Annotated in this window: 21 protein-coding genes; 17 read left to right on the forward strand and 4 right to left on the reverse strand. The window is 59.9% G+C overall.

Annotated elements, in window-relative coordinates; all coding sequences use genetic code 11:
* Genes C4J94_RS08205 through C4J94_RS08225 form a run of 5 tightly spaced genes read left to right on the forward strand, consistent with a single transcriptional unit; the run spans window position 1 to window position 5267 of the window.
* Window positions 1-948, forward strand: a complete 948-nt coding sequence (locus tag C4J94_RS08205; RefSeq protein ID WP_124385705.1) for an ABC transporter permease — start codon at window positions 1-3, stop codon at window positions 946-948.
* Window positions 945-1802 (forward strand): ABC transporter permease, encoded by an 858-nt coding sequence (locus C4J94_RS08210; protein ID WP_124385706.1) that lies wholly within the window; start codon window positions 945-947, stop codon window positions 1800-1802. The genes C4J94_RS08205 and C4J94_RS08210 overlap by 4 nt, the downstream gene beginning before the upstream one ends.
* Window positions 1799-2755: an ABC transporter ATP-binding protein gene (locus C4J94_RS08215; RefSeq protein ID WP_124385707.1), complete on the forward strand. Its 957-nt coding sequence runs from the start codon at window positions 1799-1801 to the stop codon at window positions 2753-2755. The genes C4J94_RS08210 and C4J94_RS08215 overlap by 4 nt, the downstream gene beginning before the upstream one ends.
* Window positions 2752-3771, forward strand: coding sequence for an ABC transporter ATP-binding protein (locus C4J94_RS08220; protein ID WP_124385708.1), 1020 nt, complete (start codon window positions 2752-2754; stop codon window positions 3769-3771). The genes C4J94_RS08215 and C4J94_RS08220 overlap by 4 nt, the downstream gene beginning before the upstream one ends.
* A complete protein-coding gene (locus tag C4J94_RS08225; protein ID WP_124385709.1) occupies window positions 3753-5267 on the forward strand; it encodes an ABC transporter substrate-binding protein in 1515 nt (504 codons plus the stop codon). Before C4J94_RS08220 ends, C4J94_RS08225 begins: the two co-directional genes overlap by 19 nt.
* Window positions 5268-5404: 137 nt before the next feature.
* Here C4J94_RS08225 and C4J94_RS08230 read toward each other — a convergent pair whose 3' ends face one another.
* From C4J94_RS08230 to C4J94_RS08245, 4 genes are all read right to left on the reverse strand, one after another.
* A complete protein-coding gene (locus C4J94_RS08230) occupies window positions 5405-6145 on the reverse strand; it encodes a YciK family oxidoreductase (protein ID WP_124385710.1) in 741 nt (246 codons plus the stop codon).
* Between the two features lie 185 nt (window positions 6146-6330).
* Window positions 6331-7002, reverse strand: coding sequence for an N-acetylmuramic acid 6-phosphate phosphatase MupP (mupP, locus tag C4J94_RS08235; RefSeq protein WP_124385711.1), 672 nt, complete (start codon window positions 7000-7002; stop codon window positions 6331-6333).
* Window positions 7003-7006: 4 nt separating this feature from the next.
* The gene (gene ubiG / locus C4J94_RS08240) at window positions 7007-7705 is read right to left on the reverse strand and encodes a bifunctional 2-polyprenyl-6-hydroxyphenol methylase/3-demethylubiquinol 3-O-methyltransferase UbiG (protein ID WP_124385712.1); all 699 of its coding nucleotides are present in this window, start codon (window positions 7703-7705) and stop codon (window positions 7007-7009) included.
* A 64-nt stretch (window positions 7706-7769) separates the two neighbouring features.
* Entirely contained in the window at window positions 7770-9101 is a 1332-nt protein-coding gene (locus tag C4J94_RS08245; RefSeq protein ID WP_124385713.1) for a TRZ/ATZ family hydrolase, read from the reverse strand.
* Between the two features lie 109 nt (window positions 9102-9210).
* Here C4J94_RS08245 and mtnA point away from each other — a divergent pair, with 109 nt between their 5' ends.
* The 12 genes from mtnA (at window position 9211) to C4J94_RS08305 (ending at window position 24468) form a co-directional block, all read left to right on the forward strand.
* On the forward strand, window positions 9211-10281 hold the full coding sequence (gene mtnA / locus C4J94_RS08250) for an S-methyl-5-thioribose-1-phosphate isomerase (protein WP_124385714.1): 1071 nt from the start codon (window positions 9211-9213) through the stop codon (window positions 10279-10281).
* Window positions 10282-10705: 424 nt separating this feature from the next.
* On the forward strand, window positions 10706-13360 hold the full coding sequence (gyrA, locus tag C4J94_RS08255) for a DNA gyrase subunit A (protein WP_124385715.1): 2655 nt from the start codon (window positions 10706-10708) through the stop codon (window positions 13358-13360).
* A 242-nt stretch (window positions 13361-13602) separates the two neighbouring features.
* Complete coding sequence (gene serC / locus C4J94_RS08260; protein ID WP_124385716.1) at window positions 13603-14688, forward strand: 3-phosphoserine/phosphohydroxythreonine transaminase; 1086 nt, start codon at window positions 13603-13605, stop codon at window positions 14686-14688.
* The gene (gene pheA / locus C4J94_RS08265) at window positions 14688-15782 is read left to right on the forward strand and encodes a prephenate dehydratase (RefSeq protein WP_003172650.1); all 1095 of its coding nucleotides are present in this window, start codon (window positions 14688-14690) and stop codon (window positions 15780-15782) included. Before serC ends, pheA begins: the two co-directional genes overlap by 1 nt.
* Window positions 15783-15791: 9 nt before the next feature.
* Window positions 15792-16904 (forward strand): histidinol-phosphate transaminase, encoded by a 1113-nt coding sequence (gene hisC / locus C4J94_RS08270; RefSeq protein ID WP_124385717.1) that lies wholly within the window; start codon window positions 15792-15794, stop codon window positions 16902-16904.
* A 28-nt stretch (window positions 16905-16932) separates the two neighbouring features.
* Complete coding sequence (locus C4J94_RS08275; protein ID WP_256657717.1) at window positions 16933-19143, forward strand: bifunctional prephenate dehydrogenase/3-phosphoshikimate 1-carboxyvinyltransferase; 2211 nt, start codon at window positions 16933-16935, stop codon at window positions 19141-19143.
* Window positions 19140-19829, forward strand: a complete 690-nt coding sequence (cmk, locus tag C4J94_RS08280) for a (d)CMP kinase (protein WP_005786302.1) — start codon at window positions 19140-19142, stop codon at window positions 19827-19829. The genes C4J94_RS08275 and cmk overlap by 4 nt, the downstream gene beginning before the upstream one ends.
* Window positions 19830-19948: 119 nt before the next feature.
* Window positions 19949-21634, forward strand: a complete 1686-nt coding sequence (gene rpsA / locus C4J94_RS08285; RefSeq protein WP_057722913.1) for a 30S ribosomal protein S1 — start codon at window positions 19949-19951, stop codon at window positions 21632-21634.
* A 160-nt stretch (window positions 21635-21794) separates the two neighbouring features.
* The gene (locus C4J94_RS08290) at window positions 21795-22079 is read left to right on the forward strand and encodes a hypothetical protein (protein ID WP_124385719.1); all 285 of its coding nucleotides are present in this window, start codon (window positions 21795-21797) and stop codon (window positions 22077-22079) included.
* A gap of 132 nt (window positions 22080-22211) precedes the next feature.
* Complete coding sequence (ihfB, locus tag C4J94_RS08295; protein WP_003189779.1) at window positions 22212-22508, forward strand: integration host factor subunit beta; 297 nt, start codon at window positions 22212-22214, stop codon at window positions 22506-22508.
* Window positions 22509-22532: 24 nt separating this feature from the next.
* On the forward strand, window positions 22533-22769 hold the full coding sequence (locus C4J94_RS08300; RefSeq protein WP_124385720.1) for a lipopolysaccharide assembly protein LapA domain-containing protein: 237 nt from the start codon (window positions 22533-22535) through the stop codon (window positions 22767-22769).
* Between the two features lie 421 nt (window positions 22770-23190).
* Window positions 23191-24468: a Wzz/FepE/Etk N-terminal domain-containing protein gene (locus C4J94_RS08305; RefSeq protein WP_177413443.1), complete on the forward strand. Its 1278-nt coding sequence runs from the start codon at window positions 23191-23193 to the stop codon at window positions 24466-24468.
* The last annotated feature ends 134 nt before the right edge of the window (window positions 24469-24602 follow it).

Genomic DNA, 24602 nt, shown 5'->3' on the forward strand with positions numbered 1-24602 from the left:
ATGAACCTGGCGCGCTACCGTTTTGTGCTGTCCCGGCCCCTGCAATTGTTGCCGGTGCTGCTGGGCATCAGTTTGATCACCTTCGTGCTGGTGCGCTCGATCCCGGGGGATCCGGCGCGTGCGCTGCTGGGCTCGCGCAGTACGCCGGACGCGTTGCTGAAAATCCGCGCCCAGTACGGCCTCGATGAGCCATTGTGGCTGCAGTACTTCTACTTTCTGAAAAACCTGCTCAAGGGCGACCTCGGCCAATCGCTGTTGTACAAGGTCGACGCCCTCAAGTTGATCGTCACCCGTATCGAGCCGACCTTGGTGCTGGTGCTCGGCAGCGTGGTGCTGGCGCTGCTGATCGCGGTGCCGCTGGCAACCCTGGCGGCGCGCAATAAAGGTGGCTGGACAGACAACCTGATCCGCGTCTTCACCACGGTCGGCCTGGGCATGCCGGCGTTCTGGCTGGGCCTGATGCTGATCCTGCTGCTGAGCGTGCAATGGGGCCTGTTTCCGGTGTCCGGCTATGGTCGCACCTGGCTGGACAAGGCCCACCACATGGTGCTGCCGTGCCTGACCATTGCGCTGGCGCTGTCGGCGGTGCTGGTGCGTAACTTGCGCGCCAGCATGCTGGTGGAACTGCAGGCTGACCATGTTACCGCTGCACGGGCGCGGGGGCTGTCTGAAGCCGCGGTGTTCCGCCGGCATGTCATGCCCAACTCGCTGGTGCCGGCGGTCAACCTGCTGGCCGTGAATATCGGCTGGCTGATCAGCGGCACGGTGGTCATCGAAAGCCTGTTCGCTATTCCCGGCATCGGCCAATTGCTGGTGCGCGGGATTTTTACCCGCGACTACATGGTGGTGCAGGGCGTGGCGATGGTGCTGGCCTGCGCGACGGTGGTGGTCAACTTCGTTGCCGATGTGGTGACGGTGGCCCTCGACCCACGGGTGAAGATGCAATGAACCGTCGCCTGTTGATGAGCCCCTGGCGCTTGCGCCTGCGCTTCGGGTTTCGTAATGGTCGGCTGACCGCCGCGTGGGGCCTGCTGATACTGCTTGCGTGGTTGACCCTGGCGCTGTTCGCGCCGTGGATCGCGCCGTACGACCCGATTGCGCAGAACACCGACATGAGCCTGCTGGCCCCCGGTGCTGCACACCCGTTCGGCACGGACAACTACGGCCGCGACATTCTTTCGCGGGTGATCTGGGGCGCGCGCATCGACCTGCAACTGGCGATTGTCGGGGTGATCTTCCCGTTCATGATCGGCACCTTCATCGGCGCAGTGTCCGGCTATATCGGCGGGCGCTTCGACACGGTGTGCATGCGCGTGATCGATGTGGTCCTGGCGTTTCCATTTTTGGTGCTGATGTTGGCGATCATGGCCATCCTTGGGCCTGGCTTGCAGAGCTTTTACATCGCCATGGCGCTGGTGGGCTGGGTGTCGTATGCGCGGTTGATCCGCTCGCAGATCCTGGTGCTCAAGGAAAGCGACTTTGCCCTGGCCGCCAAGAGCCTGGGGTTTGGTCATGGGCGCATTCTGTTCCGGCATTTACTGCCCAATGCGCTGTTTGGCTCGATTGTATTTTCCATGTCCGACGCGGTGCTGGTGCTGCTCAACGGTGCCGCCGTGAGCTACCTGGGCCTGGGCGTGCAACCACCCACCGCCGAATGGGGAACGATGGTCGCCGAGGGCCAGGCCTTTATCACCACCGCCTGGTGGATTTGCACCTTCCCGGGGTTGGCCATCGTGACCCTGGCCATGGGCTTCAGCCTGCTGGCCGACGGTGTGGCCCAAGTGTTGGGGGATCGGGCATGAGCCTGCTGCAGGTGCGCGACCTCAGCGTGATCGCCCATAACGCCGGGCGCGAGCTGAGCCTGGTCGACCGCGTGTCCTTTGACCTGGCCGAAGGCGAAATCCTGGGGTTGGTCGGCGAAAGCGGTTCGGGCAAGACCATGGCCTGTCGCGGTCTGATGCGCCTGTTGCCTTCGCCCAGCCTGCGCGTGCAAGGCGGCGCGGTAGAGCTGGCCGGCCAGGACCTGTTGCGCCTGGATGAAGCCGGCATGCGCGCCGTTCGTGGCGGGCAATTGGGCATGATTTTCCAGAACCCCAGCAGCCACCTGGACCCCTTGATGCGTATCGGCGAGCAAATCGCCGAGGGTATCCGCCTGCATCAAGGCGCCTCGAAAAAAGACGCGCGCCGGCAGGCCATCGACGTGCTGCGCCAAGTGGGCATACCCGACCCGCAGACGCGGGTCGACAATTACCCCCATGAGTTTTCCGGCGGCATGCGCCAGCGCGCGATGATTGCGGTGGCGCTGGGGTGCAACCCGAAGGTGCTGATCGCTGACGAACCCACCACCGCCCTGGATGTGACGGTGCAGGCGCAAATCCTGCGGCTGTTGCTCGACCTTCGCGACCGGCGTGGCCTGGCGATCATCATGATCACCCACGACCTCGGCGTGGTCGCGCAAAGCTGCGACTCCATCGCGGTGATGTATGCCGGGCGCCTGTGCGAACACGGCAGCAAATACGAACTGCTGGCCCATCCGCAGCATCCGTACACCGCTGGGCTGATTGACTGTCAGCCGGCCCATAGCAGCGGCCATGCCTTGCTGCGCACGATCCCAGGCCAGCCACCGCTGCTCGACGCATTGCCTGACGGTTGCCGCTTCAACCCCCGCTGCCCGCAGGCCGGCGCCCTGTGTACCGAGCTGTTGCCCGAAGGCGCGCGGGTTGCCTGCCACTATCCCCTCGGAGGGCGCCCATGAGCCTGTTGCAGATCAAGGACCTGGAGGTGCGCTTCGCGGCGTCCGGCAGCGGCCTGTTCGGCTTGAACAAACAGTGGGTGAGGGCGGTGAACGGGGTTTCGCTGAACCTGGCGGCGGGGGAAACCCTTGGGCTGGTGGGCGAATCCGGCAGCGGTAAAAGCACGTTGGGCCGGGCGATTTTGCACCTGAACCCGATCACCGCCGGGCAGGTGTTGTTTGACGGTATCGACATGGCGCAGGGCAGCGCCATTGATATCGCGCGATTGCGCCAGGAAACCGCGATGATCTTCCAGGACCCGTATGCCGCCCTGAACCCGCGCCACACCGTCGGCGAAACCCTGGCCGAAGTGTTGCGCGTGCAGCGCAAGGTCGCGCCGCAGCACATCCGCGCCCGTGTCGATGAACTGCTGGAGCTGGTTGGCCTGCGGCCTGAATTCGCCTCGCGCAAGCCGGGCTCCCTCAGCGGCGGCCAGTGCCAACGCGTGGGGATTGCCCGAGCGCTGGCGGTGGAGCCGCGCTTGATCATTGCCGACGAATGCGTGGCGGCGCTGGATGTGTCGATCCAGGGCCAGATCATCAACCTGCTGCTGCAACTGCAACAGCGGATGAACCTGGCGATCCTGTTTATCGCCCATGACCTGGCCATCGTGCGCCGCCTGTGCGACCGCGTGGCGGTGATGTACCTGGGGCGGATCGTCGAGGAAGGCCCGGTGGAAGCGGTGTTCACCGCACCGCGTCATCCGTATACGGCCGCATTGATCCAGGCGATTCCGCAGATTGACCCGCATCGTCCGTTACCTGCGCAGCCGCTGCCCGGCGAGCCGCCCAGCCCACTGAATTTGCCCAGCGGGTGCGCGTTTCACCCACGTTGCCAGTATGCCCAAGCCTTGTGTTCCGAGGTGTTGCCGCCCACCCATTCATTGCACGAGCATCGATACAGTTGCGTGCTTGAACAACCTTTGACCCTTCCTGCCCATCATGAACAAGGAGTTATGACATGCAATCGCGCCATTTGAAGTTGCTCGCCGCCGCCACGTTGACCGCGTGGTCCCTCACTGCCGGCCTGGCCCAGGCCGCCGGTGTGCTGACCATCGGCTGCCGAGAGGACAGCACCACCTTTGACCCGATCAAAAGCGCGCAGAACCGCGACACCTGGGTGTTCGCCAACGTCTACGACACCCTGGTGCGCGTGGACAACCTGGGCACCAAGATGGAACCGGGCCTGGCTGAGCGTTGGGACATCTCCAAGGACGGCCTGACCTACACCTTCAAACTGCGCGAGGCGAAATTTTCCGACGGTTCGCCGATCACCGCCAGCGATGCAGCGTTCAGCCTGTTGCGCATCCGCGATAACAAGGCGTCTCTGTGGAGTGACCCGTTCAGCCTGATCGACACCGCCAAGGCCGGCGATGCGAAGACGCTGGTGGTCACCCTGAAAACCCCGGCGGTAGCGTTTCTCTCGCAATTGGCGTCGCCAACGGTGTCGATCCTTTCGGAAAAAGCCATGACGACCATGGGCGAAGACGCCTACTCGGAAAACCCAGTGACGTCCGGTGCGTTCACCGTGGACGAATGGCGCAAGGGCGACCGCGTGATCCTGAAGAAGAACCCGAACTTCTGGCAGGCCAAGAACGTCAGCCTGGATGGTGTGGAATGGGTGTCGGTGACCGACGACAACACCCGCATGCGTATGGTGCAGAACAATGAACTCGATACCGCGATCTTCGTACCTTTCTCCCGCGTCGAGGAGCTGAAGAAAGACCAGAACGTGGTGATCCATGCCGACCCGTCCACCCGCGAAGATCACCTGCTGATCAACCACGCTCACGGCCTGCTGGCCAAGCCTGAGGTGCGCGAAGCGCTGGACATGGCCATCGACAAGCAATCGTTGGTGAAGACCGCGACTTACGGTCAAGGCACCGTGGCTTATTCCTACATTCCAAAGGGCTCGCTCTACCACTACGCCAACAACCTGCAGCGCCCGTATGACCCGACCGCCGCGAAAAAGCTGCTGGAGCAGGCCGGTGCCAAGGATTTGAAGCTCAACTATGTGGTCAACGCCGGCAATGAAGCCGACGAACAGATCGCGGTGATCATCAAGGACCAACTGGCCAAGGTCGGCGTCACCGCCAACCTGCAAAAGGTCGACCCTACCCAGAGCTGGCAGATGCTGGTGGACGGTGAGTACGATATTTCAGTGATGTACTGGACCAACGACATCCTCGACCCGGACCAGAAGACCACCTTTGTGCTGGGCCATGACACCAACCAGAACTACATGACCCGCTACAAGAACGACAAGGTCAAGGCGCTGGTGGCGCAAGCCCGCATCGAGGCCGACCCGGCCAAGCGTGAGCAGATGTATGTGGAATTGCAGAAGCTGGCGAAACAGGACGTGAACTGGATCGATCTGTATTACAGCCCCTACATCAACATCTCACGCAAGAATGTCAGCAACTTCCTGCAGAACCCGTTGGGGCGCTTCACCCTCGAGGAAGTGGTGAAGAACTAACTTTCGCAGAACGCTGCAATACCAATGTGGGAGGGGGCTTGCCCCCGATCGCGGTGGGTCAGTCACAGATACAGTGACTGACACCCTGCCATCGGGGGCAAGCCCCCTCCCACATTTTGTTCCACTTATGTCGGCGGTTACTGCGCGTCGAACGCCTGCCCATTAATGCCGGTACTGTCCGGCCCCATCAGGTACAGGTACACCGGCATGATCTCTTCCGGTGCCGGCCGTTCCATCGGGTTTTCCCCTGGGTACGCCTGGGCCCGCATGCTGGTGCGGGTACCGCCCGGGTTGATGCTGTTGGCGCGCACTGCGGCCACATCCTCCAGCTCATCGGCCAGTGTTTGCATCAAGCCTTCGGTGGCGAACTTGGACACCCCATAGGCGCCCCAATAGGCACGGCCCTTGCGCCCGACGCTGCTGGACGTGAACACCACCGACGCATCCTGGGACAGTTTGAGCAGCGGCAGCAAGGTGCTGGTCAGCATGAACATCGCGTTGACGTTGATGTGCATCACCCGCATGAAATTTTCGCCGGACAACTGTTCGATAGGCGTACGCGGGCCGATGATCGAGGCGTTGTGCAGCAGGCCGTCGAGGTGGCCGAATGCCTTTTCGATCATCGCCGCCAGCTCATCGTATTGATGGGGCAGGGCGGTCTCCAGGTTGAACGGGATGACTACCGGTTGCGGGTGGCCGGCGGCTTCGATTTCGTCATACACCTGGGCCAGGTTGGCTTCGGTCTTGCCCAGCAACAGCACGGTGGCGCCGTGGGCGGCGTAGGTTTTCGCCGCTGCCGCGCCGATCCCACGGCCAGCGCCTGTCACCAGGATGATGCGGCCTTTGAGCAGTTCTGGAGGTGCAGCGTAATCAAACATAAATAGCCTCGACAAAATTCAACAGGTTCAGCACAGACTTCAGATCATCGCCGATCCCCTGTGGGAGAGGGCTTGCCCCCGATAGCGGTGTGTCAGCCAACCTATGCAGGAGCTGAACCACTGCAATCGGGGGCAAGCCCCCTCCCACATTTGGCTTTTCATCGGTCAGCGGGATCGGTGAGTCATCAGCAACTGCACAGTGCGTTATCCAGTACCTTGCGCAGTTCCAGCGGATGATCCACCACCACATCCGCGCCCCAGTGACGGGGGTTGTCGTCCGGGTGAATGTAGCCGTAGGTCACCGCCGCCGTGCGCGTACCCGCATCGCGGCCGGACTCGATGTCACGCAGGTCATCGCCCACGAAAAGCACGCTGGCCGGGTCCAGGTCGAGCAGCTTGCACGCCAGGATCATCGGTTCCGGGTCCGGCTTGCTGTTTTTCACGTGGTCCGGGCAGATCAGCACGGCCGAGCGTTCGGCCAGGCCCAGGCGCTGCATGATCGGCTCGGCAAAGCGCACCGGCTTGTTAGTGACCACGCCCCAGATCAGCTTGGCTTTCTCGATGTCTTCCAGCAGTTCGGCCATACCGTCGAACAGCTTGCTGTGAACCGCGCAGTCCTTGAGGTAGCGCTCGAGGAATTCCTGGCGCAATTCCTCAAAGCCTGGTGACTCCGGGTCCATCGAGAAGGTCACGGCGACCATCGCCCGCGCGCCACCGGAGATTTCGTCGCGAATGTGCTGCGGGTTGACCGGCGCCAGGCCGCGGTCGGCGCGCATGGCCTGGCAAATGGCGATAAAGTCTGGCGCGGTGTCCAGCAGGGTACCGTCCATGTCGAAGAGAACCGCTCGCAACTTCACAGGCTTACTCCTCGCGCAGGGTCTGGATCATGTAGTTGACGTCAACATCGTTGGCCAGCTTGTAGTGCTTGGTCAGCGGGTTGTAGGTCAGGCCGATGATGTCTTTGACGGTGAGGCCGGCCTGACGGCTCCAGGCACCCAGCTCGGACGGGCGGATGAATTTCTTGAAGTCATGGGTGCCACGCGGCAGCAGCTTCATAATGTATTCGGCGCCGATGATCGCGAACAGGTAAGCCTTGGGATTGCGGTTGATGGTGGAGAAAAACACCTGGCCGCCCGGCTTGACCATGCGAAAGCAGGCGCGGATCACCGAGGACGGGTCCGGTACGTGCTCGAGCATTTCCAGGCAGGTGACCACGTCGAACTGCTCCGGCATCTCCTCGGCCAGGGCTTCGGCGGTGATCTGGCGGTATTCGACGCTCACGCCGGATTCCAGCTGATGCAGCTGGGCCACGGCCAGCGGCGCTTCGCCCATGTCGATGCCCATCACGGTGGCGCCGCGCAGGGCCATGGCTTCGCTGAGGATGCCGCCGCCGCAACCCACATCCAGGACCTTTTTGCCGGCCAGGTTGACGCGTTCGTCAATCCAGTTCACCCGCAGCGGGTTGATGTCGTGCAGGGGCTTGAACTCGCTTTCACGGTCCCACCAGCGATGGGCCAGGGCTTCGAATTTGGCGATTTCGGCGTGGTCGACGTTGCTCATGGTGAATCCTCTGAATCTGATAAGTCGGTTTGTCGCGGCTGAACGCACCGGTTCAGCCGCGGCGTTATTCGCTGTGCCCGCTGATGCGTTGGCCCCAGGCAATGGCCGTGGCGGTCAACTGGGGTTCGTCCATGCGGGTCAATTGCCGGTCGTCGAGCAGTTGCTTGCCGGCGACCCAAAGGTGTTTCACGCAGTCGCGTCCGGTGGCGTAGATAAGTTGTGAGACCGGATCGTAGATCGGTTGTTGCGCCAGGCCGGAAAGATCAAACGCCACGATATCGGCGGCTTTGCCTACTTCCAGCGAGCCTATCTGCTGTTCCAGTCCCATGGCCCTGGCCCCGTTGAGCGTCGCCATGCGCAGTGCGCGGTGAGCATCCAGTGCGGTCGCCGAACCTGCAACCGCCTTGGCCAGCATCGCCGCCGTGCGGGTTTCGCCGAGCAGGTCCAGGTCGTTATTGCTGGCGGCGCCGTCGGTGCCGATGGCCACATTGACGCCAGCCTGCCACAAGCGCTCCACCGGGCAAAAGCCGCTGGCCAGTTTCAGGTTCGATTCCGGGCAATGGATGACGCTGGTGTTGCTTTCTACCAGCAAAGCCAGGTCGTCCTCGCTGATTTGGGTCATGTGAACGGCCTGGAAGCGCGGGCCCAGCAAGCCGAGGCGAGCCAGGCGGGCCAATGGCCGCTCGCCGGTCTGTTCCACCGCTTGCTGCACCTCGAAGGCGGTTTCGTGCACGTGCATATGAATCGCGGCGTCCAGCTCTTCGGCGATGATCCGGATCTTTTCCAGGTTGTTATCGTTCACGGTGTAAGGCGCATGGGGGCCGAAAGTGATCTTGATGCGGGGATGATGCTTGAGGTCGCCGAACAGCTCGATGCCCTGGCGAATCGCCTCATCGGCGCTGCTGGCACCAGGAATCGGGAAGTCGAGGATCGGAATGGCGATCTGTGCGCGCATGCCGCTTTTATGCACGCAGTCGCTGGCGACCTTGGGGTAGAAATACATGTCGGAGAAGCAGGTGATGCCGCCCTTGAGCTGCTCGGCGATGGCCAGATCGGTGCCATCGCGCACGAAGGCTTCATCGACCCACTTGGCCTCGGCGGGCCAGATGTGTTTTTCCAGCCAGGTCATCAGCGGCAGGTCATCGGCCAGGCCGCGAAACAGGCTCATCGCCGCATGCCCGTGTGCGTTGATCAGGCCCGGGCTGAGCAGCATACCCGGTAGCTCGCGCACTTCGCTGGCCTCAAGCTTGAGTGCCGCCGCCCGCGGCCCGATAAATACGATGCAGCCGTCGCGGATACCCAGGCCATGCTCCTTGAGCACCACGCCAGCGGGTTCGACGGGTACCAGCCAGGTCGGCAGGAGCAATAAGTCGAGCGGGGCGGCAGTGGGCGTCATCGCAGGCTTCTTCCTGGGCAGCTATAAAAGAAGGGCGAAGTATACCCGAGCGTCCTGGCTGGCGGATCGCTATAATCGGCGGCTTTTGTTCTTGAGTACGGGGTAAGGGATGCGCGACCGACTGTTGGCGGCGGAGAAGGTGAAGGCCATCGAGTGGCGGGATGGCGCGCTGCACTTGCTCGATCAGCGCGCGCTGCCGTCTCGGGAAAGCTGGGTGGCCTGCTCGACTGTCGGCGAGGTGGCCGTCGCCATTCGCTCGATGGTGGTGCGCGGCGCGTCGGCCATCGGCATCAGCGCCGCCTACGGCCTGGTGCTGGCTGCCCGCGAACGCATGGCTGAGGGCGGCGACTGGCAAGCGGCATGGGAAGAAGACTACGCATTGCTGGCCGATAGTCGTCCCTCTGCAGCGAACCTGTTCTGGGCGCTGAAGTGCATGCGCGACCGCCTCGACCGTATCAAGCCGCACGCCGACCCACTGGCGGTGCTGGAAGCCGAAGCCATTGCGATCCATGAAAGCGACCGCGAGGCCAATGTCGTCATGGCCCAATTGGGTATGGAGCGGATTCGCAAGCATCAGGGTAATGCCCAGGCGATCCTCACGCATGGCAATGCTGGTGCGTTGGCCTCGGGCGGTGTCGGCACGGCCCTGGGGGTGATTCGCGCGGCGTTTCTGGAGGGGCTGGTCGAGCAGGTCTATGCCAACGAAACCCGTCCCTGGCTGCAAGGCTCGCGCCTGACGGCGTGGGAGCTGGCGGGCGAGGGCATCCCGGTGACGGTCAATGCCGACTCCGCTGGGGCGCATATCCTCAAGACCAAAGGCGTGACCTGGGTGGTCGTCGGCGCTGACTGCATCGCGGCCAATGGCGATGTGATCAGCAAGATCGGCACCTATCAGTTGGCGGTGTGTGCGATGCACCACGGCGTACGCTTTATGGTGGTGGCGTCGAGCTCGACCCTCGATCTGATGATGGCCACTGGCGATGATGTGGCCCTGGAAGAGCGTGATGTGGGTGAGTTGCTCAAGGTTAGTGGCCAGCAGTTGGACGTGCAGGCGTTCAATCCGGTTTTCGATGTCACCCCGGCCGACCTGATTGATGTGATCGTTACCGAGAAAGGGGTGGTGGAGCGGCCGGATGCAGCCAAGTTGGCCAGGTTGATGTGCCGTAAGCGGCTGCATTGAAGGCTGTGTCGTTGGTGAAATTGCTATCGGGGGCAAGCCCCCTCCCACATTTGATTTGTGAACACATTCAACGTGTGGGAGGGGGCTTGCCCCTGATTGGCCTTCAAAGTCAATAAATCCCTCGGATTTACCCCCAAAAAACAGCACCACACCACCTCTGAGCCCCTCTCGTCCCCCTCAAGCCTGTCATTCATCAAATTACTAGCCTCCATGCGCATCAGGGGGATAGGTGCGTGGCGGCGATTGTGATAACATCCGGCGGTTTCCAGGGCCGCCCCGAGGGGTTGTCCATAACGTGCAGATCCGTGTCATAACTCGTTGATTTGTCGTAAGTCGTTGTCAGGCACCGTGCCGGCAGCGGCGAGCTTCGTTCGTCCCAAATGGATGTGACGAGGTTTCACCCGAAAAAGGAATCAGGCTTCTCATGGGCGAACTGGCCAAAGAAATCCTCCCGGTCAATATCGAAGACGAGCTGAAACAGTCCTACCTCGACTACGCGATGAGCGTAATTGTCGGTCGGGCACTGCCTGATGCGCGCGATGGCTTGAAGCCCGTGCACCGGCGTGTGCTGTTCGCGATGAGCGAGCTGGGTAACGACTGGAACAAGCCGTACAAGAAATCTGCCCGTGTTGTCGGTGACGTGATCGGTAAGTATCACCCTCACGGCGACACTGCGGTGTACGACACCATCGTTCGGATGGCCCAGCCGTTTTCCCTGCGCTACCTGCTGGTAGACGGCCAGGGCAACTTCGGTTCGGTCGACGGCGACAACGCCGCGGCCATGCGATACACCGAAGTGCGCATGACCAAGCTGGCGCACGAGCTGCTGGCCGACCTGCACAAAGAAACCGTGGACTGGGTGCCGAACTACGACGGCACCGAAATGATCCCGGCCGTCATGCCCACCCGTATTCCCAACCTGCTGGTCAACGGCTCCAGCGGTATCGCCGTGGGCATGGCGACCAACATCCCGCCGCACAACCTCGGTGAAGTGATCGACGGTTGCCTGGCCCTCATCGACAACCCCGAGCTGACCGTCGATGAGCTGATGCAATTTATCCCCGGTCCGGACTTCCCGACCGCCGCGATCATCAACGGTCGCGCCGGCATCATCGAAGCCTACCGCACCGGCCGTGGCCGCATTTACATGCGCGCCCGCTCGATGATCGAAGACATCGACAAGGTTGGTGGCCGCCAGCAGATCGTCATCACCGAACTCCCGTACCAGTTGAACAAGGCGCGCCTGATCGAGAAGATCGCCGAGCTGGTCAAAGAGAAGAAGCTCGAAGGCATCACCGAACTGCGCGACGAGTCTGACAAAGACGGCATGCGCGTAGTGATCGAGCTGCGTCGTGGCGAAGTGCCCGAGGTGATCCTCAACAACCTCTACGCCCAGACCCAGCTGCAAAGCGTGTTTGGTATCAACGTGGTTGCGCTGATCGACGGCCGCCCACGCATCCTGAACCTCAAGGATCTGCTGGAAGCCTTCGTGCGTCACCGTCGCGAAGTCGTCACCCGCCGTACCGTGTTCGAGCTGCGCAAGGCCCGCGAGCGCGGCCACATCCTGGAAGGCCAGGCGGTTGCGCTGTCGAACATCGACCCGGTGATTGCATTGATCAAGGCTTCGCCAACCCCGTCGGAAGCCAAGGAAGCGCTGATCAGCACGCCTTGGGAATCCAGCGCCGTGGTGGCCATGGTTGAACGTGCCGGCGCCGACTCGTGCCGTCCGGAGACCCTGGACCCGCAATACGGTCTGCGCGAAGGCAAGTACTTCCTGTCGCCGGAACAGGCCCAGGCCATCCTGGAACTGCGCCTGCACCGCCTCACCGGCCTGGAACACGAGAAACTGCTGGCCGAGTACCAGGAGATCCTCAACCAGATCGGCGAGTTGATCCGCATCCTCAACAGCGCCGTGCGCCTGATGGAAGTGATCCGCGAAGAACTCGAAGTGATCCGCGCCGAATACGGCGACGTGCGCCGCACCGAAATTCTCGATGCACGCCTCGACCTGACCCTGGGTGACATGATCCCGGAAGAAGAGCGCGTGGTGACCATCTCCCACGGCGGCTATGCCAAGACCCAGCCACTGGCGGCGTACCAGGCCCAGCGTCGTGGCGGCAAAGGCAAATCGGCTACCGGCGTGAAGGATGAGGACTACATCGCTCACCTGCTGGTCGCCAACAGCCACACCACGCTGTTGCTGTTCTCCAGCAAGGGCAAGGTGTACTGGCTGAAAACCTACGAGATTCCCGAAGCCTCCCGTGCTGCCCGTGGTCGCCCACTGGTCAACCTGCTGCCGCTGGACAGTGATGAATACATCACCACCATGCTGCCGGTCGAGGAATACACCGAAGGTCACTTCATCTTCATGGCCACCGCCAAGGGCACCGTGAAGAAGACCCCGCTGGAATCCTTCAGCCGTCAACGCAGCGTGGGCCTGATCGCCCTGGAGCTGGATGAAGGCGATGTGCTGATCTCGGCAGCCATTACCGACGGCGAGCGCGAAGTCATGCTCTTCTCCGACGGCGGCAAGGTCACGCGCTTCAAGGAATCCGACGTTCGCGCCATGGGCCGTACTGCCCGCGGTGTGCGCGGCATGCGCCTGCCGGAAGGGCAGAAGCTGATTTCCATGTTGATCCCGGAAGAAGGCAGCCAGATCCTCACCGCTTCCGAGCGTGGCTACGGCAAGCGTACCGCCATCAGCGAGTTCCCGGAGTACAAGCGTGGCGGCCAGGGCGTGATCGCCATGGTCAGCAACGACCGCAACGGCCGTCTGGTCGGCGCGGTGCAGGTGCTCGACGGCGAGGAAATCATGCTGATTTCCGACCAGGGCACCCTGGTACGTACTCGTGTGGCAGAGGTGTCGAGCCTGGGCCGTAACACCCAGGGCGTGACCTTGATCAAGCTGGCCAAGGACGAAAAACTGGTCGGCCTGGAGCGTGTGCAGGAGCCTTCGGAAGTCGAAGGTGAAGAGCTCGAAGGCGAGGATTTTGACGGCGAGGTGATCGCAACCGGCGATGACAACGTCGACGAGCCAACCCTCGATGCAGCCGCAGACGAAGAAGAACCGCAGGAATAAGCGGACACACAGGGGGCGGATGAAGATTCGCCCCCTTGTTGTTTGTCCCGTATGAAACACGGCGTCCTTTGGCTGGACGCGGTCAATGTGGGAGCTGGCTTGCCTGCGATACAGGCGCCCGGGTCATTCAGTGATACCGCGGCGCTGCTATCGCAGGCAAGCCAGCTCCCACAGAGGTCCGCTCCAGAAAGAGGGCGTTGCTGACATGATTGCAGCCCCACCAAATCAGAGTGAGATTGGATGTGAGCAAGAGAGCCTATAACTTCTGTGCCGGTCCCGCGGCGCTTCCTGAAGCAGTCCTGCAGCGCGCGCAGGCCGAACTCCTCGACTGGCATGGAAAAGGCCTCTCCGTGATGGAAATGAGCCATCGCAGCGATGAGTTCGTGTCCATTGCCACCAAGGCCGAGCAGGACCTGCGCGACTTGCTGGACATTCCGTCCAACTACAAGGTGCTGTTTCTGCAGGGCGGCGCAAGCCAGCAGTTTGCCCAGATCCCGCTGAACCTGCTGCCCGAAGGCGGCACGGCCGACTATATCGACACCGGTATCTGGGGGCAGAAGGCCATTGAAGAGGCCTCCCGATACGGCCATGTCAACGTGGCAGGCACCGCCAAGCCTTATGACTACTTCGCCATTCCCGGTCAGAACGAATGGAAGCTGTCGAAAGACGCGGCCTACGTGCACTACGTCGCCAACGAAACCATCGGTGGCCTGGAATTCGATTGGGTGCCGCAAGTCGGCGACGTGCCGCTGGTGTGCGACATGTCTTCGGACATCCTCTCGCGCCCGATCGATGTGTCCCAGTACGGCATGATCTACGCCGGCGCGCAGAAAAACATCGGCCCGAGCGGCATCCTGGTCAACATCATCCGCGAAGACCTGCTGGGCCGCGCTCGTTCGCTGTGCCCGACCATGCTCAACTACAAGGTCGCGGCCGATAATGGCTCGATGTACAACACCCCGCCGGCGTTCGCCTGGTACCTGTCGGGCCTGGTGTTCGAATGGCTCAAGGAGCAGGGCGGCGTGGCTGCCATGGGCAAGCTCAACGAAGTTAAAAAGCGCACGCTGTACGACTTCATCGACGCCAGCGGGCTGTATAGCAACCCGATCAACCTCAGCGACCGCTCGTGGATGAACGTGCCGTTCCGCCTGGCTGACGACCGCCTGGACAAACCCTTCCTGGCCGGCGCCGACGCGCGTGGCCTGCTGAACCTCAAGGGCCACCGTTCGGTCGGCGGCATGCGCGCCTCCATCTATAACGCTGTCGACATCCGCGCGATCAACGCGCTGGTTGCCTACATGGCAGAGTTCGAAAAGGAACACGGCTAATGTCTGAGCAAGAACTCAAGGCCCTGCGTGTACGCATCGACAGCCTGGACGAGAAAGTCCTGGAGCTGATCAGTGAACGTGCTCGCTGCGCCCAGGAAGTGGCGCGGGTGAAGATGGCGTCCCTGGCGGAAGGCGAAGTGCCGGTGTTCTACCGGCCCGAGCGCGAAGCCCAGGTGCTCAAGCGTGTGATGGAGCGTAATAAAGGCCCGCTGGGCAACGAAGAGATGGCGCGGTTGTTCCGTGAAATCATGTCCTCGTGCCTGGCTCTCGAGCAGCCGCTGAAAGTGGCGTATCTCGGTCCGGAAGGCACCTTCACCCAAGCAGCGGCCATGAAGCATTTTGGCCATGCCGTGATCAGCAAGCCGATGGCGGCCATCGACGAAGTGTTCCGCGAAGTGGCGGCCGGTGCGGTGAATTTTGGCGTGGTGCCAGTGGAAAACTCCACCGAAGGCGCGGTCAACCACACGCTGGACAGCTTCCTCGAACATGACATGGTCATCTGTGGCGAAGTCGAGCTGCGCATCCACCATCACTTGCTGGTGGGCGAGAACACCAAGACCGACAGCATCAGCCGTATCTATTCCCACGCCCAGTCCCTGGCCCAGTGCCGCAAGTGGCTGGACGCGCATTACCCGAATGTCGAGCGCGTGGCGGTCTCCAGCAACGCGGAAGCGGCCAAGCGGGTCAAGGGCGAGTGGAACTCGGCGGCGATTGCTGGCGATATGGCAGCGGGCTTGTACGGCCTGACGCGCCTGGCCGAGAAAATCGAGGACCGTCCGGACAACTCCACACGCTTCCTGATGATCGGTAGCCAGGAAGTGCCGCCCACTGGCGACGACAAAACGTCGATCATCGTGTCCATGAGCAACAAGCCCGGCGCGCTGCATGAGCTGCTGGTGCCGTTCCATGACAACGGAATCGACCTGACACGCATCGAGACGCGTCCTTCGCGCAGCGGTAAATGGACTTACGTGTTCTTTATCGACTTCATCGGGCATCACCGTGACCCACTGGTTAAAGGTGTGCTGGAGAAAATCAGCCAGGAGGCCGTGGCACTCAAGGTGCTGGGCTCTTACCCGAAAGCGGTTTTGTGAGGCTTTAACATGAGTGGCAACTTCCTCGCCCTGGCGCAGCCGGGCGTTCAACAACTGTCGCCTTACGTTCCGGGCAAGCCTGTGGACGAGTTGGCCCGCGAGTTGAATCTGGACCCGGCCAAAATCGTCAAGCTGGCCAGCAACGAGAACCCGCTGGGCCCAAGTCCCAAGGTGTTGGCGGCGATTCGCGAAGAGCTGGCTGAGTTGACGCGTTATCCCGACGGCAATGGCTTTGCCCTCAAGTCGCTGCTGGCGCAGAAATGCCGGGTCGAGCTGAACCAGGTGACCCTGGGCAACGGTTCCAACGACATCCTCGAGCTGGTCGGTCGCGCTTATCTGGCGCCGGGCCTGAATGCCGTGTTCAGTGAGCACGCATTCGCGGTCTACCCGATCGTTACCCAGGCCGTAGGCGCTGATGCCCGTGTTATCCCGGCAAAAGACTGGGGCCATGACCTGCCGGCGATGCTGGCAGCCATCGACGCGCAAACGCGCGTGGTGTTCATCGCCAACCCGAACAACCCCACCGGCACCTGGTTCGACGCGCAAGCGCTGGACGACTTCCTGCAAGCGGTGCCCGAGCACGTGCTGGTGGTGCTGGACGAGGCCTACATCGAGTACGCCGAAGGCGGCGACCTGCCGGATGGCCTGGACTTCCTGGCGGCCTACCCGAACCTGCTGGTGTCGCGCACCTTCTCCAAGGCCTACGGCCTGGCGTCGCTGCGGGTTGGCTACGGCTTGTCTACCGCGATAGTCGCCGATGTGCTGAACCGTGTGCGTCAGCCGTTCAACGTCAACAGTCTCGCCCTGGCGGCGGCCTGTGCGGCGCTGAAGGATCCCGACTACCTGGCAGAAAGCCGTCGTCTCAACGAAAGCGGGATGCAGCAATTGCAGGAAGGTTTTCGCGAGCTGGGCCTGGGCTGGATTGCGTCCAAGGGTAACTTCATCTGTGTCGACCTCGGCCAGGTAGCCGCCCCGGTGTTTCAGGGCTTGCTGCGCGAAGGCGTGATCGTGCGCCCGGTGGCCAATTACGGCATGCCGAACCACCTGCGTGTCACCATCGGCTTGCCGGCCGAGAACAGCCGCTTCCTGGAGACATTGGCCAAGGTTCTGGCCCGTGGTTGATGTCACTGCATTGCAACCTGCTGTGCCTATGATCGGTCGCCTGGTGGTGGTCGGTCTCGGGCTGATCGGTGGTTCCTTCGCCAAAGGCCTGCGCGAGAGCGGCCTGTGCGGCGAAGTGGTGGGTGTGGACCTGGACCCGCAGTCGCGCAAGTTGGCAGTGGAGCTTGGGGTGGTAGACCGCTGTGAGGCAGATCTCGCTATCGCTTGCCAGGGCGCCGACGTGATCCAGTTAGCCGTGCCAATTCTGGCCATGGAAAAGCTCTTGGCGATTTTGGCCGGCCTGGATTTGGGTAGCGCGATTCTTACGGATGTGGGCAGTGCCAAGGGTAATGTGGTGCGCGCGGCGCAACTGGCGTTTGGCGAGATGCCGCCGCGCTTCGTGCCGGGCCATCCGATTGCCGGGTCCGAGCAGAGCGGGGTGGAGGCGTCCAATGCGCAGCTGTTTCGCCGGCACAAAGTGATCCTGACGCCCCATGCGCAAACCGACCCTGCGGCGTTGGCCGTGGTGGATCGCCTGTGGCGCGAGCTGGGCGCGGACGTGGAGCATATGCAGGTCGAGCGCCACGACGAAGTGCTCGCGGCCACCAGTCATCTGCCGCATTTGCTGGCATTCGGCCTGGTGGATTCGTTGGCCAAGCGCAACGAAAACCTGGAGATTTTCCGCTATGCCGCCGGTGGATTTCGCGATTTTACGCGCATTGCCGGCAGCGACCCGGTGATGTGGCACGACATCTTCCTCGCCAACCGCGAAGCGGTGTTGCGCACCCTCGACACCTTCCGCAGCGATCTCGATGCCCTGCGCGATGCGGTGGATGCGGGCGATGGCCATCAATTGCTCGGCGTGTTCACCCGTGCGCGGGTGGCGCGTGAGCACTTCAGCAAGATCCTGGCGCGCCGAGCCTATATGGAAACCGCAGTGAACACCGATGACCTGACCTTCATCGCCAGCCCCGGTGGCCGCTTGAGCGGGCGCATTCGGGTGCCCGGTGACAAGTCGATCTCCCATCGGTCGATCATGCTGGGTTCATTGGCGGACGGCGTGACCGAAGTTGAAGGCTTTCTTGAAGGTGAGGACGCCCTGGCGACCTTGCAGGCCTTTCGCGACATGGGCGTGGTGATCGAAGGGCCGCACCATGGGCGAGTGACCATTCATGGTGTGGGGTTGCACGGCTTGAAGCCTGCGCCGGGGCCGATCTACCTGGGCAATTCCGGTACCTCCATGCGCCTGTTGTCCGGTTTGCTGGCGGCGCAAAGCTTCGACAGCGTGCTGACGGGCGATGCGTCGCTGTCCAAGCGCCCGATGAGTCGCGTGGCCAAGCCGCTGAGGGAAATGGGCGCGGTGATCGAGACCGGGCCAGAAGGGCGCCCACCGCTGACCATCCGCGGTGGTCAGGCGCTCAAAGGCTTGAATTATGTACTGCCAATGGCCAGTGCCCAGGTGAAATCCTGCCTCTTGTTGGCCGGGCTCTACTCCGAGGGTAAAACCTGCGTGACCGAGCCTGCGCCGACCCGCGACCACACCGAGCGCATGTTGCGCGGTTTTGGTTATCCGGTGGTGGTGGAGGGCGCGACGGCGTCGGTTGAGTCCGGGCATGAGTTGACCGCTACTCATATAGAAGTGCCGGGGGATATTTCCTCTTCGGCGTTTTTCCTGGTCGCGGCCACGATCGCCGAGGGCTCCGAGTTGTTGCTGGAGCATGTGGGTGTCAATCCGACCCGCACCGGAGTGATCGATATCCTGCGCCTGATGGGGGCGGACATCACCCTGGAAAACCTGCGTGAGGTAGGCGGCGAGCCGGTTGCCGACTTGCGTGTACGCGCCGCGGCACTCAAAGGCATTGAGATTCCCGAAGCGCTGGTGCCCCTGGCGATCGATGAGTTCCCCGTGCTGTTCGTTGCCGCCGCCTGTGCTGAAGGGCGAACCGTGCTACGCGGTGCCGAGGAACTGCGGGTGAAGGAGTCCGACCGTATCCAGGTCATGGCCGACGGTCTGTTGGCGCTGGGTGTGAAGTGTGAACCGACGCCTGATGGGATTATCATTGACGGTGGCCCGATAGGCGGTGGTGAGGTGCACGCCCAGGGCGATCACCGGATTGCCATGGCGTTCAGCGTGGCGTCCTTGCGCGCGACAGCACCGATTCGCATCCGTGACTGCGCCAACGTCGCTACATCTTTTCCGAATTTTCTTACACTGTGTGCCCACGTCGGCATGCGTGTAGCCCAAGAGGCTCAATTGTGAATATCAAAGCACCGGTGATTACCATCGACGGGCCAAGCGGCTCGGGCAAAGGCACGATCGCCGGCATCCTGGCCAAGCGCCTGGGCTGGTGCCTGCTGGATTCCGGCGCGCTGTATCGCCTGCTGGCGTTCGCGGCGCGCAACCATGGCGTCGACCTCACCAACGAAGAGTTGCTGACCAAAATCGCTGCCCATCTGGACGTGCAGTTCATCGCGGCGACCGACGGTCAATTGCAGCGCATCATTCTGGAAGGCGATGAAGTCAGTGACGTGATCCGCACCGAGAGTATCGGTGCCGGCGCGTCTCAAGTGGCGGCTCTGCCGGCAGTCCGTGAAGCGTTGCTGCAGCGCCAGCGCGCGTTTCAGGAGCCGCCGGGCCTGGTGGCCGATGGCCGCGACATGGGTACCGTGGTGTTTCCCGAGGCGCCGCTGAAGATTTTCCTGACCGCCAGCGCCGAGGAGCGTGCTCGCCGGCGCTACTTGCAGTTGAAGGGCAAAGTCGATGGTGTTAGTCTGTCGAGTCTGCTAGATGAGATCCGTGCACGCGATGAGCGTGATACCCAGCGTGCGGTAGCCCCGCTCAAGCCGGCGGCTGACGCCATACAGCTGGATTCCACGGAGTTGTCCATCGAGCAGGTGCTGGAACGCATCATGAGCGAGATCGCCATTCGCGATATCGCCGGGTGACCAAGAAGGCTGCAGGGGACCAGTCATAGTCCTGCGGTGCTTCTTTTAATTGAAACTGACCCACGCCGTCTGGGGTGTGGAGATGGGCGTATTCTTCGCCCTTATCAACAGGAATTAAAATGAGCGAAAGCTTTGCGGAACTCTTTGAAGAAAGCCTAAAAACCCTGAACCTTCAGGCAGGCTCCATCATCACCGGTGTTATCGTTGATATCGATTACCAAGCTCGCTGGGTAACCGTTCACGCTGGTCTGAAGTCTGAAGCTCTGATCCCGCTGGAACAGTTCTACAACGATGCTGGCGATCTGACAATCAATGTCGGTGACGAAGTTCACGTTGCTCTGGACTCGGTTGAAGACGGTTTCGGTGAAACCAAGCTGTCCCGTGAAAAAGCCAAGCGCGCTGAATGCTGGATTGTTCTCGAAGCAGCCTTCGCAGCTGAAGAAGTGGTCAAGGGCGTTATCAACGGTAAGGTTAAAGGCGGCTTCACTGTCGACGTTAACGGCATCCGTGCGTTCCTGCCAGGTTCTTTGGTCGACGTTCGTCCAGTGCGCGACACCACGCACCTGGAAGGCAAAGAACTCGAATTCAAAGTCATCAAGCTCGACCAGAAGCGCAACAACGTTGTCGTTTCCCGTCGCAGCGTGCTGGAAGCAGAGAACTCCGCCGAGCGTGAAGCTCTGCTGGAATCCCTGCAGGAAGGCCAACAAGTCAAAGGTATCGTCAAGAACCTCACCGATTACGGCGCATTCGTCGATCTGGGTGGCGTCGATGGCCTGCTGCACATTACCGACATGGCTTGGAAGCGTATCAAGCATCCTTCCGAAATCGTCAACGTTGGCGACGAGATCGATGTCAAGGTTCTGAAATACGATCGCGAACGCAACCGTGTTTCCCTGGGCCTGAAGCAACTGGGTGAAGATCCATGGGTCGCTATCAAAGCCCGTTACCCAGAAGGCACTCGTGTTACTGCACGTGTTACCAACCTGACCGACTACGGCTGCTTCGCTGAGCTGGAAGAAGGCGTTGAAGGCCTGGTACACGTTTCCGAAATGGACTGGACCAACAAGAACATCCACCCTTCGAAAGTCGTACAAGTCGGCGACGAAGTGGAAGTTATGGTTCTGGACATCGACGAAGAGCGTCGTCGTATCTCCCTGGGCATCAAGCAGTGCAAATCTAACCCATGGGAAGATTTCTCTGGCCAGTTCAACAAGGGCGATAAAATCTCCGGCACCATCAAGTCGATCACCGATTTCGGTATCTTCATTGGTCTGGACGGCGGCATCGACGGCCTGGTTCACCTGTCCGACATCTCCTGGAACGAAGTTGGCGAAGAAGCTGTTCGTCGTTTCAAGAAGGGCGACGAGCTGGACACCGTTATCCTGTCGGTTGACCCAGAGCGCGAGCGCATCTCCCTGGGCATCAAGCAACTGGAAAGCGATCCGTTCTCCGAGTACGTTCAAGAGAACGACAAAGGCGCCATCGTTAAAGGTACAGTGAAAGAAGTTGACGCCAAAGGCGCCATCATCACTCTGGCCGACGATATCGAAGCGACTCTGAAAGCCTCCGAAATCAGCCGTGACCGCGTTGAAGACGCGCGCAACGTTCTGAAAGAAGGCCAGGAAGTAGAAGCCAAGATCATCAGCGTTGACCGCAAGAGCCGCGTAATCCAACTCTCCATCAAGTCCAAAGACGAAGTGGAAGAGAAAGAAGCTATCCAGAGCCTGAAAGAGACTCCGGCAGCTGCAACTGGCGAGACCACCATGGCCTCCCTGCTGCGCGAAGCAATGGCTAAGCAGAACTAAGTTCTGTAAAAGCTGTAGGAAAAGGGTGACTTCGGTCGCCCTTTTTTGTGCCTGAAATTTGATGAATCAACAATGCCGAACCAAGGCATTCAGCCCGCGGTCAGAACTGGCTATAGTCTTTAAAAAGACAATTCGCGTTACTGATTTAATAAGGGTTTGAATGAACAGGATTCTCGTCGTACTCGTATTGGTGATACTTGCGGGTTGCTCAAGCACCAGCGCCAAGACCCACGTCAAGCGCGGTGTCAGCGGCATTGAGGTCGATTGCTCTGGGCTTGGCAACAAGTGGGAGAAGTGCGAAAAGCGCGCCGCTCGCGAGTGCAAGATGCAGGGATACAAAGTCATCACACGTTCCAGTGATGCGTCTGACGAGGAGGGCGACTTTCCGTTCGGCTGGAACCCTGCTGGCGCAGTGACACGCACCATGCTGGTGATCTGTAAATAATGTTTCCAGACGTAGGTATAAGGTGTTTATCCAGCCGGCAAATAAGTTGTTATACAGGCTGTTCAAATTCATCAACTCATGCTAAAACCTTCGGAGCGCTTTTCCTAGCTGCTTGAAAAAGAAGGGAAAAATATGACGAAGTCGGAGTTGATCGAACGAATTGTCACCCATCAAGGGCTGCTCTCATCCAAGGATGTGGAGCTGGCTATCAAGACCATGCTTGAGCAAATGTCCCAATGCCTGGCCACCGGAGATCGCATCGAAATCCGCGGCTTCGGCAGCTTCTCCCTCCACTACCGCGCCCCGCGCGTAGGCCGCAACCCAAAAACCGGCCAATCCGTCAGCCTCGACGGCAAGTTCGTTCCCCACTTCAAACCGGGCAAGGAATTGCGCGATCGGGTGAACGAAGAAGAGGAAGAGGGCGTCTGAGTGTTTTTGAGGTAGGAGAAGGTTATGCGTGGGGTTAAGCGCGTTGTTGCGGTATTGGTTGCAGTGCTTGCAGCGTTGGTTATCTTGGCGTTTGTGCTGGAGAATCAGCAGGGTGTTGCGCTGTCGTTCCTTGGGTGGAGTACTGCGCAGATGCCGGTGGCGGTGTTTGTGGTGGTGGCTTTGATTGTGGGGATGTTGATTGGGCCTCTGTTGGGGGTGGTTGTGCGCAGCAGGCGTGTTAGGGCGACGACGAGAGGGTAAAAAATCAGATGTGTCTCGACAGGTTTAAAGAGTATGTCTTATGACCGTCTGTCGGATAAAATTCCCTCAGTAGCGCCTTTTTTAAAATGCTGGATCACAGCGATTAGTCACCCTATAAAGGCCAGCCCCAGCATTTACGACTAAGTGCTATCTCGCATATTCAAATCTCCTGCTATCTGACTTCAGTGACGTCGAAAAATCAGCCATTTCGCTTGCTGATTACGATTCCTCTTACAGACGTGTCAAGTCTTGTAATATGCCTGAGAGATGGCAAAATGTAATCTGTTCTCGATAACGGTCATTTTGTGCGCTCAAAATCTGGCAGAGACGCTGGGTTTTGGCGGTCATCCTATTAGAATAAAAATACGCAAATTGTCTGCATAACGAGCCCGCAGTTTCTCTTTGAAGGCAGGTTTTTGTTGTGAGTAGTAGCTTTCGTATTCCGTCTATGCCCCAGTCCGACGAAATTGACATCGTTGAGCTTGTGCGGTCGCTTTGGCAGCAAAAAAAATTAATTTTGACTTTTACGCTGGGTATAGGCTTGCTTGCAACGTCCTATGCTTTCGTTGCGACGCCTGAGTACTCTGTAAGCAGTGTTTTGCGGCCTGCGGCGCTTAATGAGCTTGATGCCCTTAATCGCTCTGAAGTATATAAACTACCTCCAGAAGCAGCTCTTATAAAAGTTGGAGTTTCACTTGAATCTTATGAAACACGGCTAAGCTTTTTCAAAGAAAATCAGAAGCTTTTTGAAGCGTTCGTGCGCCCCGGGCAATCGTTAGAGCAAAGTTTCGAAGCGTTTAATCGAGATTCAATAACTTTGAGCCGGTCTCAGTCACAGAGCGCTGGAGTAGTAAGCCCGGAAATTATATTACAGCTTAACTATCCGAAGGGTATCGATGGAGTTGCGATACTAAATAATTTTGTCAGCTATACTGTTGAGTCTGAGCGTTTGAAAATAGCCTCTGACATGCGAGTTATTGTTAAAAATCGTGTAAACGAAATACAAAGCAAGCTCTCCGCGGCAAGAGCAAACTATGATAACGAAAAACAGGCTCGAATAGCATCCCTTCTTGAGCGTGACAATGTAAAACGTGCACAGTTACAGGACGAGCTTCGCGCGCTAAGAATTCAGTTGAAAGAGTTGCGTGCCGACAGGATGTCACAAATCGACGAGGCTATTACTATCGCGAAATCCTTGGGTATTAATAAGCCTACTACGCCCTCATTGCTAGGGGAGAGCGACCATCCAAGTTCTAATGTAATGAAGACTGAAATCAATAATCAGCAGATACCTTTATACTTCATGGGGGTGCAGGCATTGTTGGCGGAACGTACCGCTCTAAGTCGTCGGACCAATGATGACTTTGCTGACGGACGCATAGCTCAAATATCGAAAGAGCTCCAGCTTTTGCGCACGAATCGGGAAGTAGAAGTTCTAAATAGTCGCTCGAATGAAGAGCTTTTTCTTAGTGGCGTCCAACCGCTGCGAGCTGAGATGATTCGATTGCAGAATTTGAATGTTGATATGGAGGACTTGAAACTTGTCAGTATTGATAAGCAGGCTTTGGAGCCCACTAACCCAATAAAGCCCAAGCGCCTATTGGTGATTATGCTTGGTTTGCTGTGTGGATTGATACTAGGCTTGGGGGGGGCAATAGCTGTGTATATTTTCAGTCGCTCGAGAAATAATAGCGTATGAACAGTCGTTCGTAGTTGAGCCTGCATATCAGCTTGTTCGTTGTCTTTTGGAGATGGCGAAATAGTGGCGTCGTCATTTGCTGCTGGCTGCGTGTTTTCTCGTCTAACCGGTTTGTTGGTGCAAGAGAAGGGCGG

It is taken from the genome of Pseudomonas sp. R5-89-07 (genome assembly GCF_003851685.1).
Taxonomy (GTDB): domain Bacteria; phylum Pseudomonadota; class Gammaproteobacteria; order Pseudomonadales; family Pseudomonadaceae; genus Aquipseudomonas.

Excerpts from the sequence above, each read along its gene's own strand:
- C4J94_RS08205 (WP_124385705.1), top strand. The coding sequence starts at position 1 with ATGAACCTGGCGCGCTACCGTTTTGTGCTGTCCCGGCCCCTGCAATTG.
- C4J94_RS08210 (WP_124385706.1), top strand. The coding sequence starts at position 945 with ATGAACCGTCGCCTGTTGATGAGCCCCTGGCGCTTGCGCCTGCGCTTC.
- C4J94_RS08215 (WP_124385707.1), top strand. The coding sequence starts at position 1,799 with ATGAGCCTGCTGCAGGTGCGCGACCTCAGCGTGATCGCCCATAACGCC.
- C4J94_RS08220 (WP_124385708.1), top strand. The coding sequence starts at position 2,752 with ATGAGCCTGTTGCAGATCAAGGACCTGGAGGTGCGCTTCGCGGCGTCC.
- C4J94_RS08225 (WP_124385709.1), top strand. The coding sequence starts at position 3,753 with ATGCAATCGCGCCATTTGAAGTTGCTCGCCGCCGCCACGTTGACCGCG.
- C4J94_RS08230 (WP_124385710.1), bottom strand. The coding sequence starts at position 6,145 with ATGTTTGATTACGCTGCACCTCCAGAACTGCTCAAAGGCCGCATCATC.
- ubiG (WP_124385712.1), bottom strand. The coding sequence starts at position 7,705 with ATGAGCAACGTCGACCACGCCGAAATCGCCAAATTCGAAGCCCTGGCC.
- C4J94_RS08245 (WP_124385713.1), bottom strand. The coding sequence starts at position 9,101 with ATGACGCCCACTGCCGCCCCGCTCGACTTATTGCTCCTGCCGACCTGG.
- mtnA (WP_124385714.1), top strand. The coding sequence starts at position 9,211 with ATGCGCGACCGACTGTTGGCGGCGGAGAAGGTGAAGGCCATCGAGTGG.
- gyrA (WP_124385715.1), top strand. The coding sequence starts at position 10,706 with ATGGGCGAACTGGCCAAAGAAATCCTCCCGGTCAATATCGAAGACGAG.
- pheA (WP_003172650.1), top strand. The coding sequence starts at position 14,688 with ATGTCTGAGCAAGAACTCAAGGCCCTGCGTGTACGCATCGACAGCCTG.
- hisC (WP_124385717.1), top strand. The coding sequence starts at position 15,792 with ATGAGTGGCAACTTCCTCGCCCTGGCGCAGCCGGGCGTTCAACAACTG.
- C4J94_RS08275 (WP_256657717.1), top strand. The coding sequence starts at position 16,933 with ATGATCGGTCGCCTGGTGGTGGTCGGTCTCGGGCTGATCGGTGGTTCC.
- rpsA (WP_057722913.1), top strand. The coding sequence starts at position 19,949 with ATGAGCGAAAGCTTTGCGGAACTCTTTGAAGAAAGCCTAAAAACCCTG.
- C4J94_RS08290 (WP_124385719.1), top strand. The coding sequence starts at position 21,795 with ATGAACAGGATTCTCGTCGTACTCGTATTGGTGATACTTGCGGGTTGC.
- ihfB (WP_003189779.1), top strand. The coding sequence starts at position 22,212 with ATGACGAAGTCGGAGTTGATCGAACGAATTGTCACCCATCAAGGGCTG.
- C4J94_RS08300 (WP_124385720.1), top strand. The coding sequence starts at position 22,533 with ATGCGTGGGGTTAAGCGCGTTGTTGCGGTATTGGTTGCAGTGCTTGCA.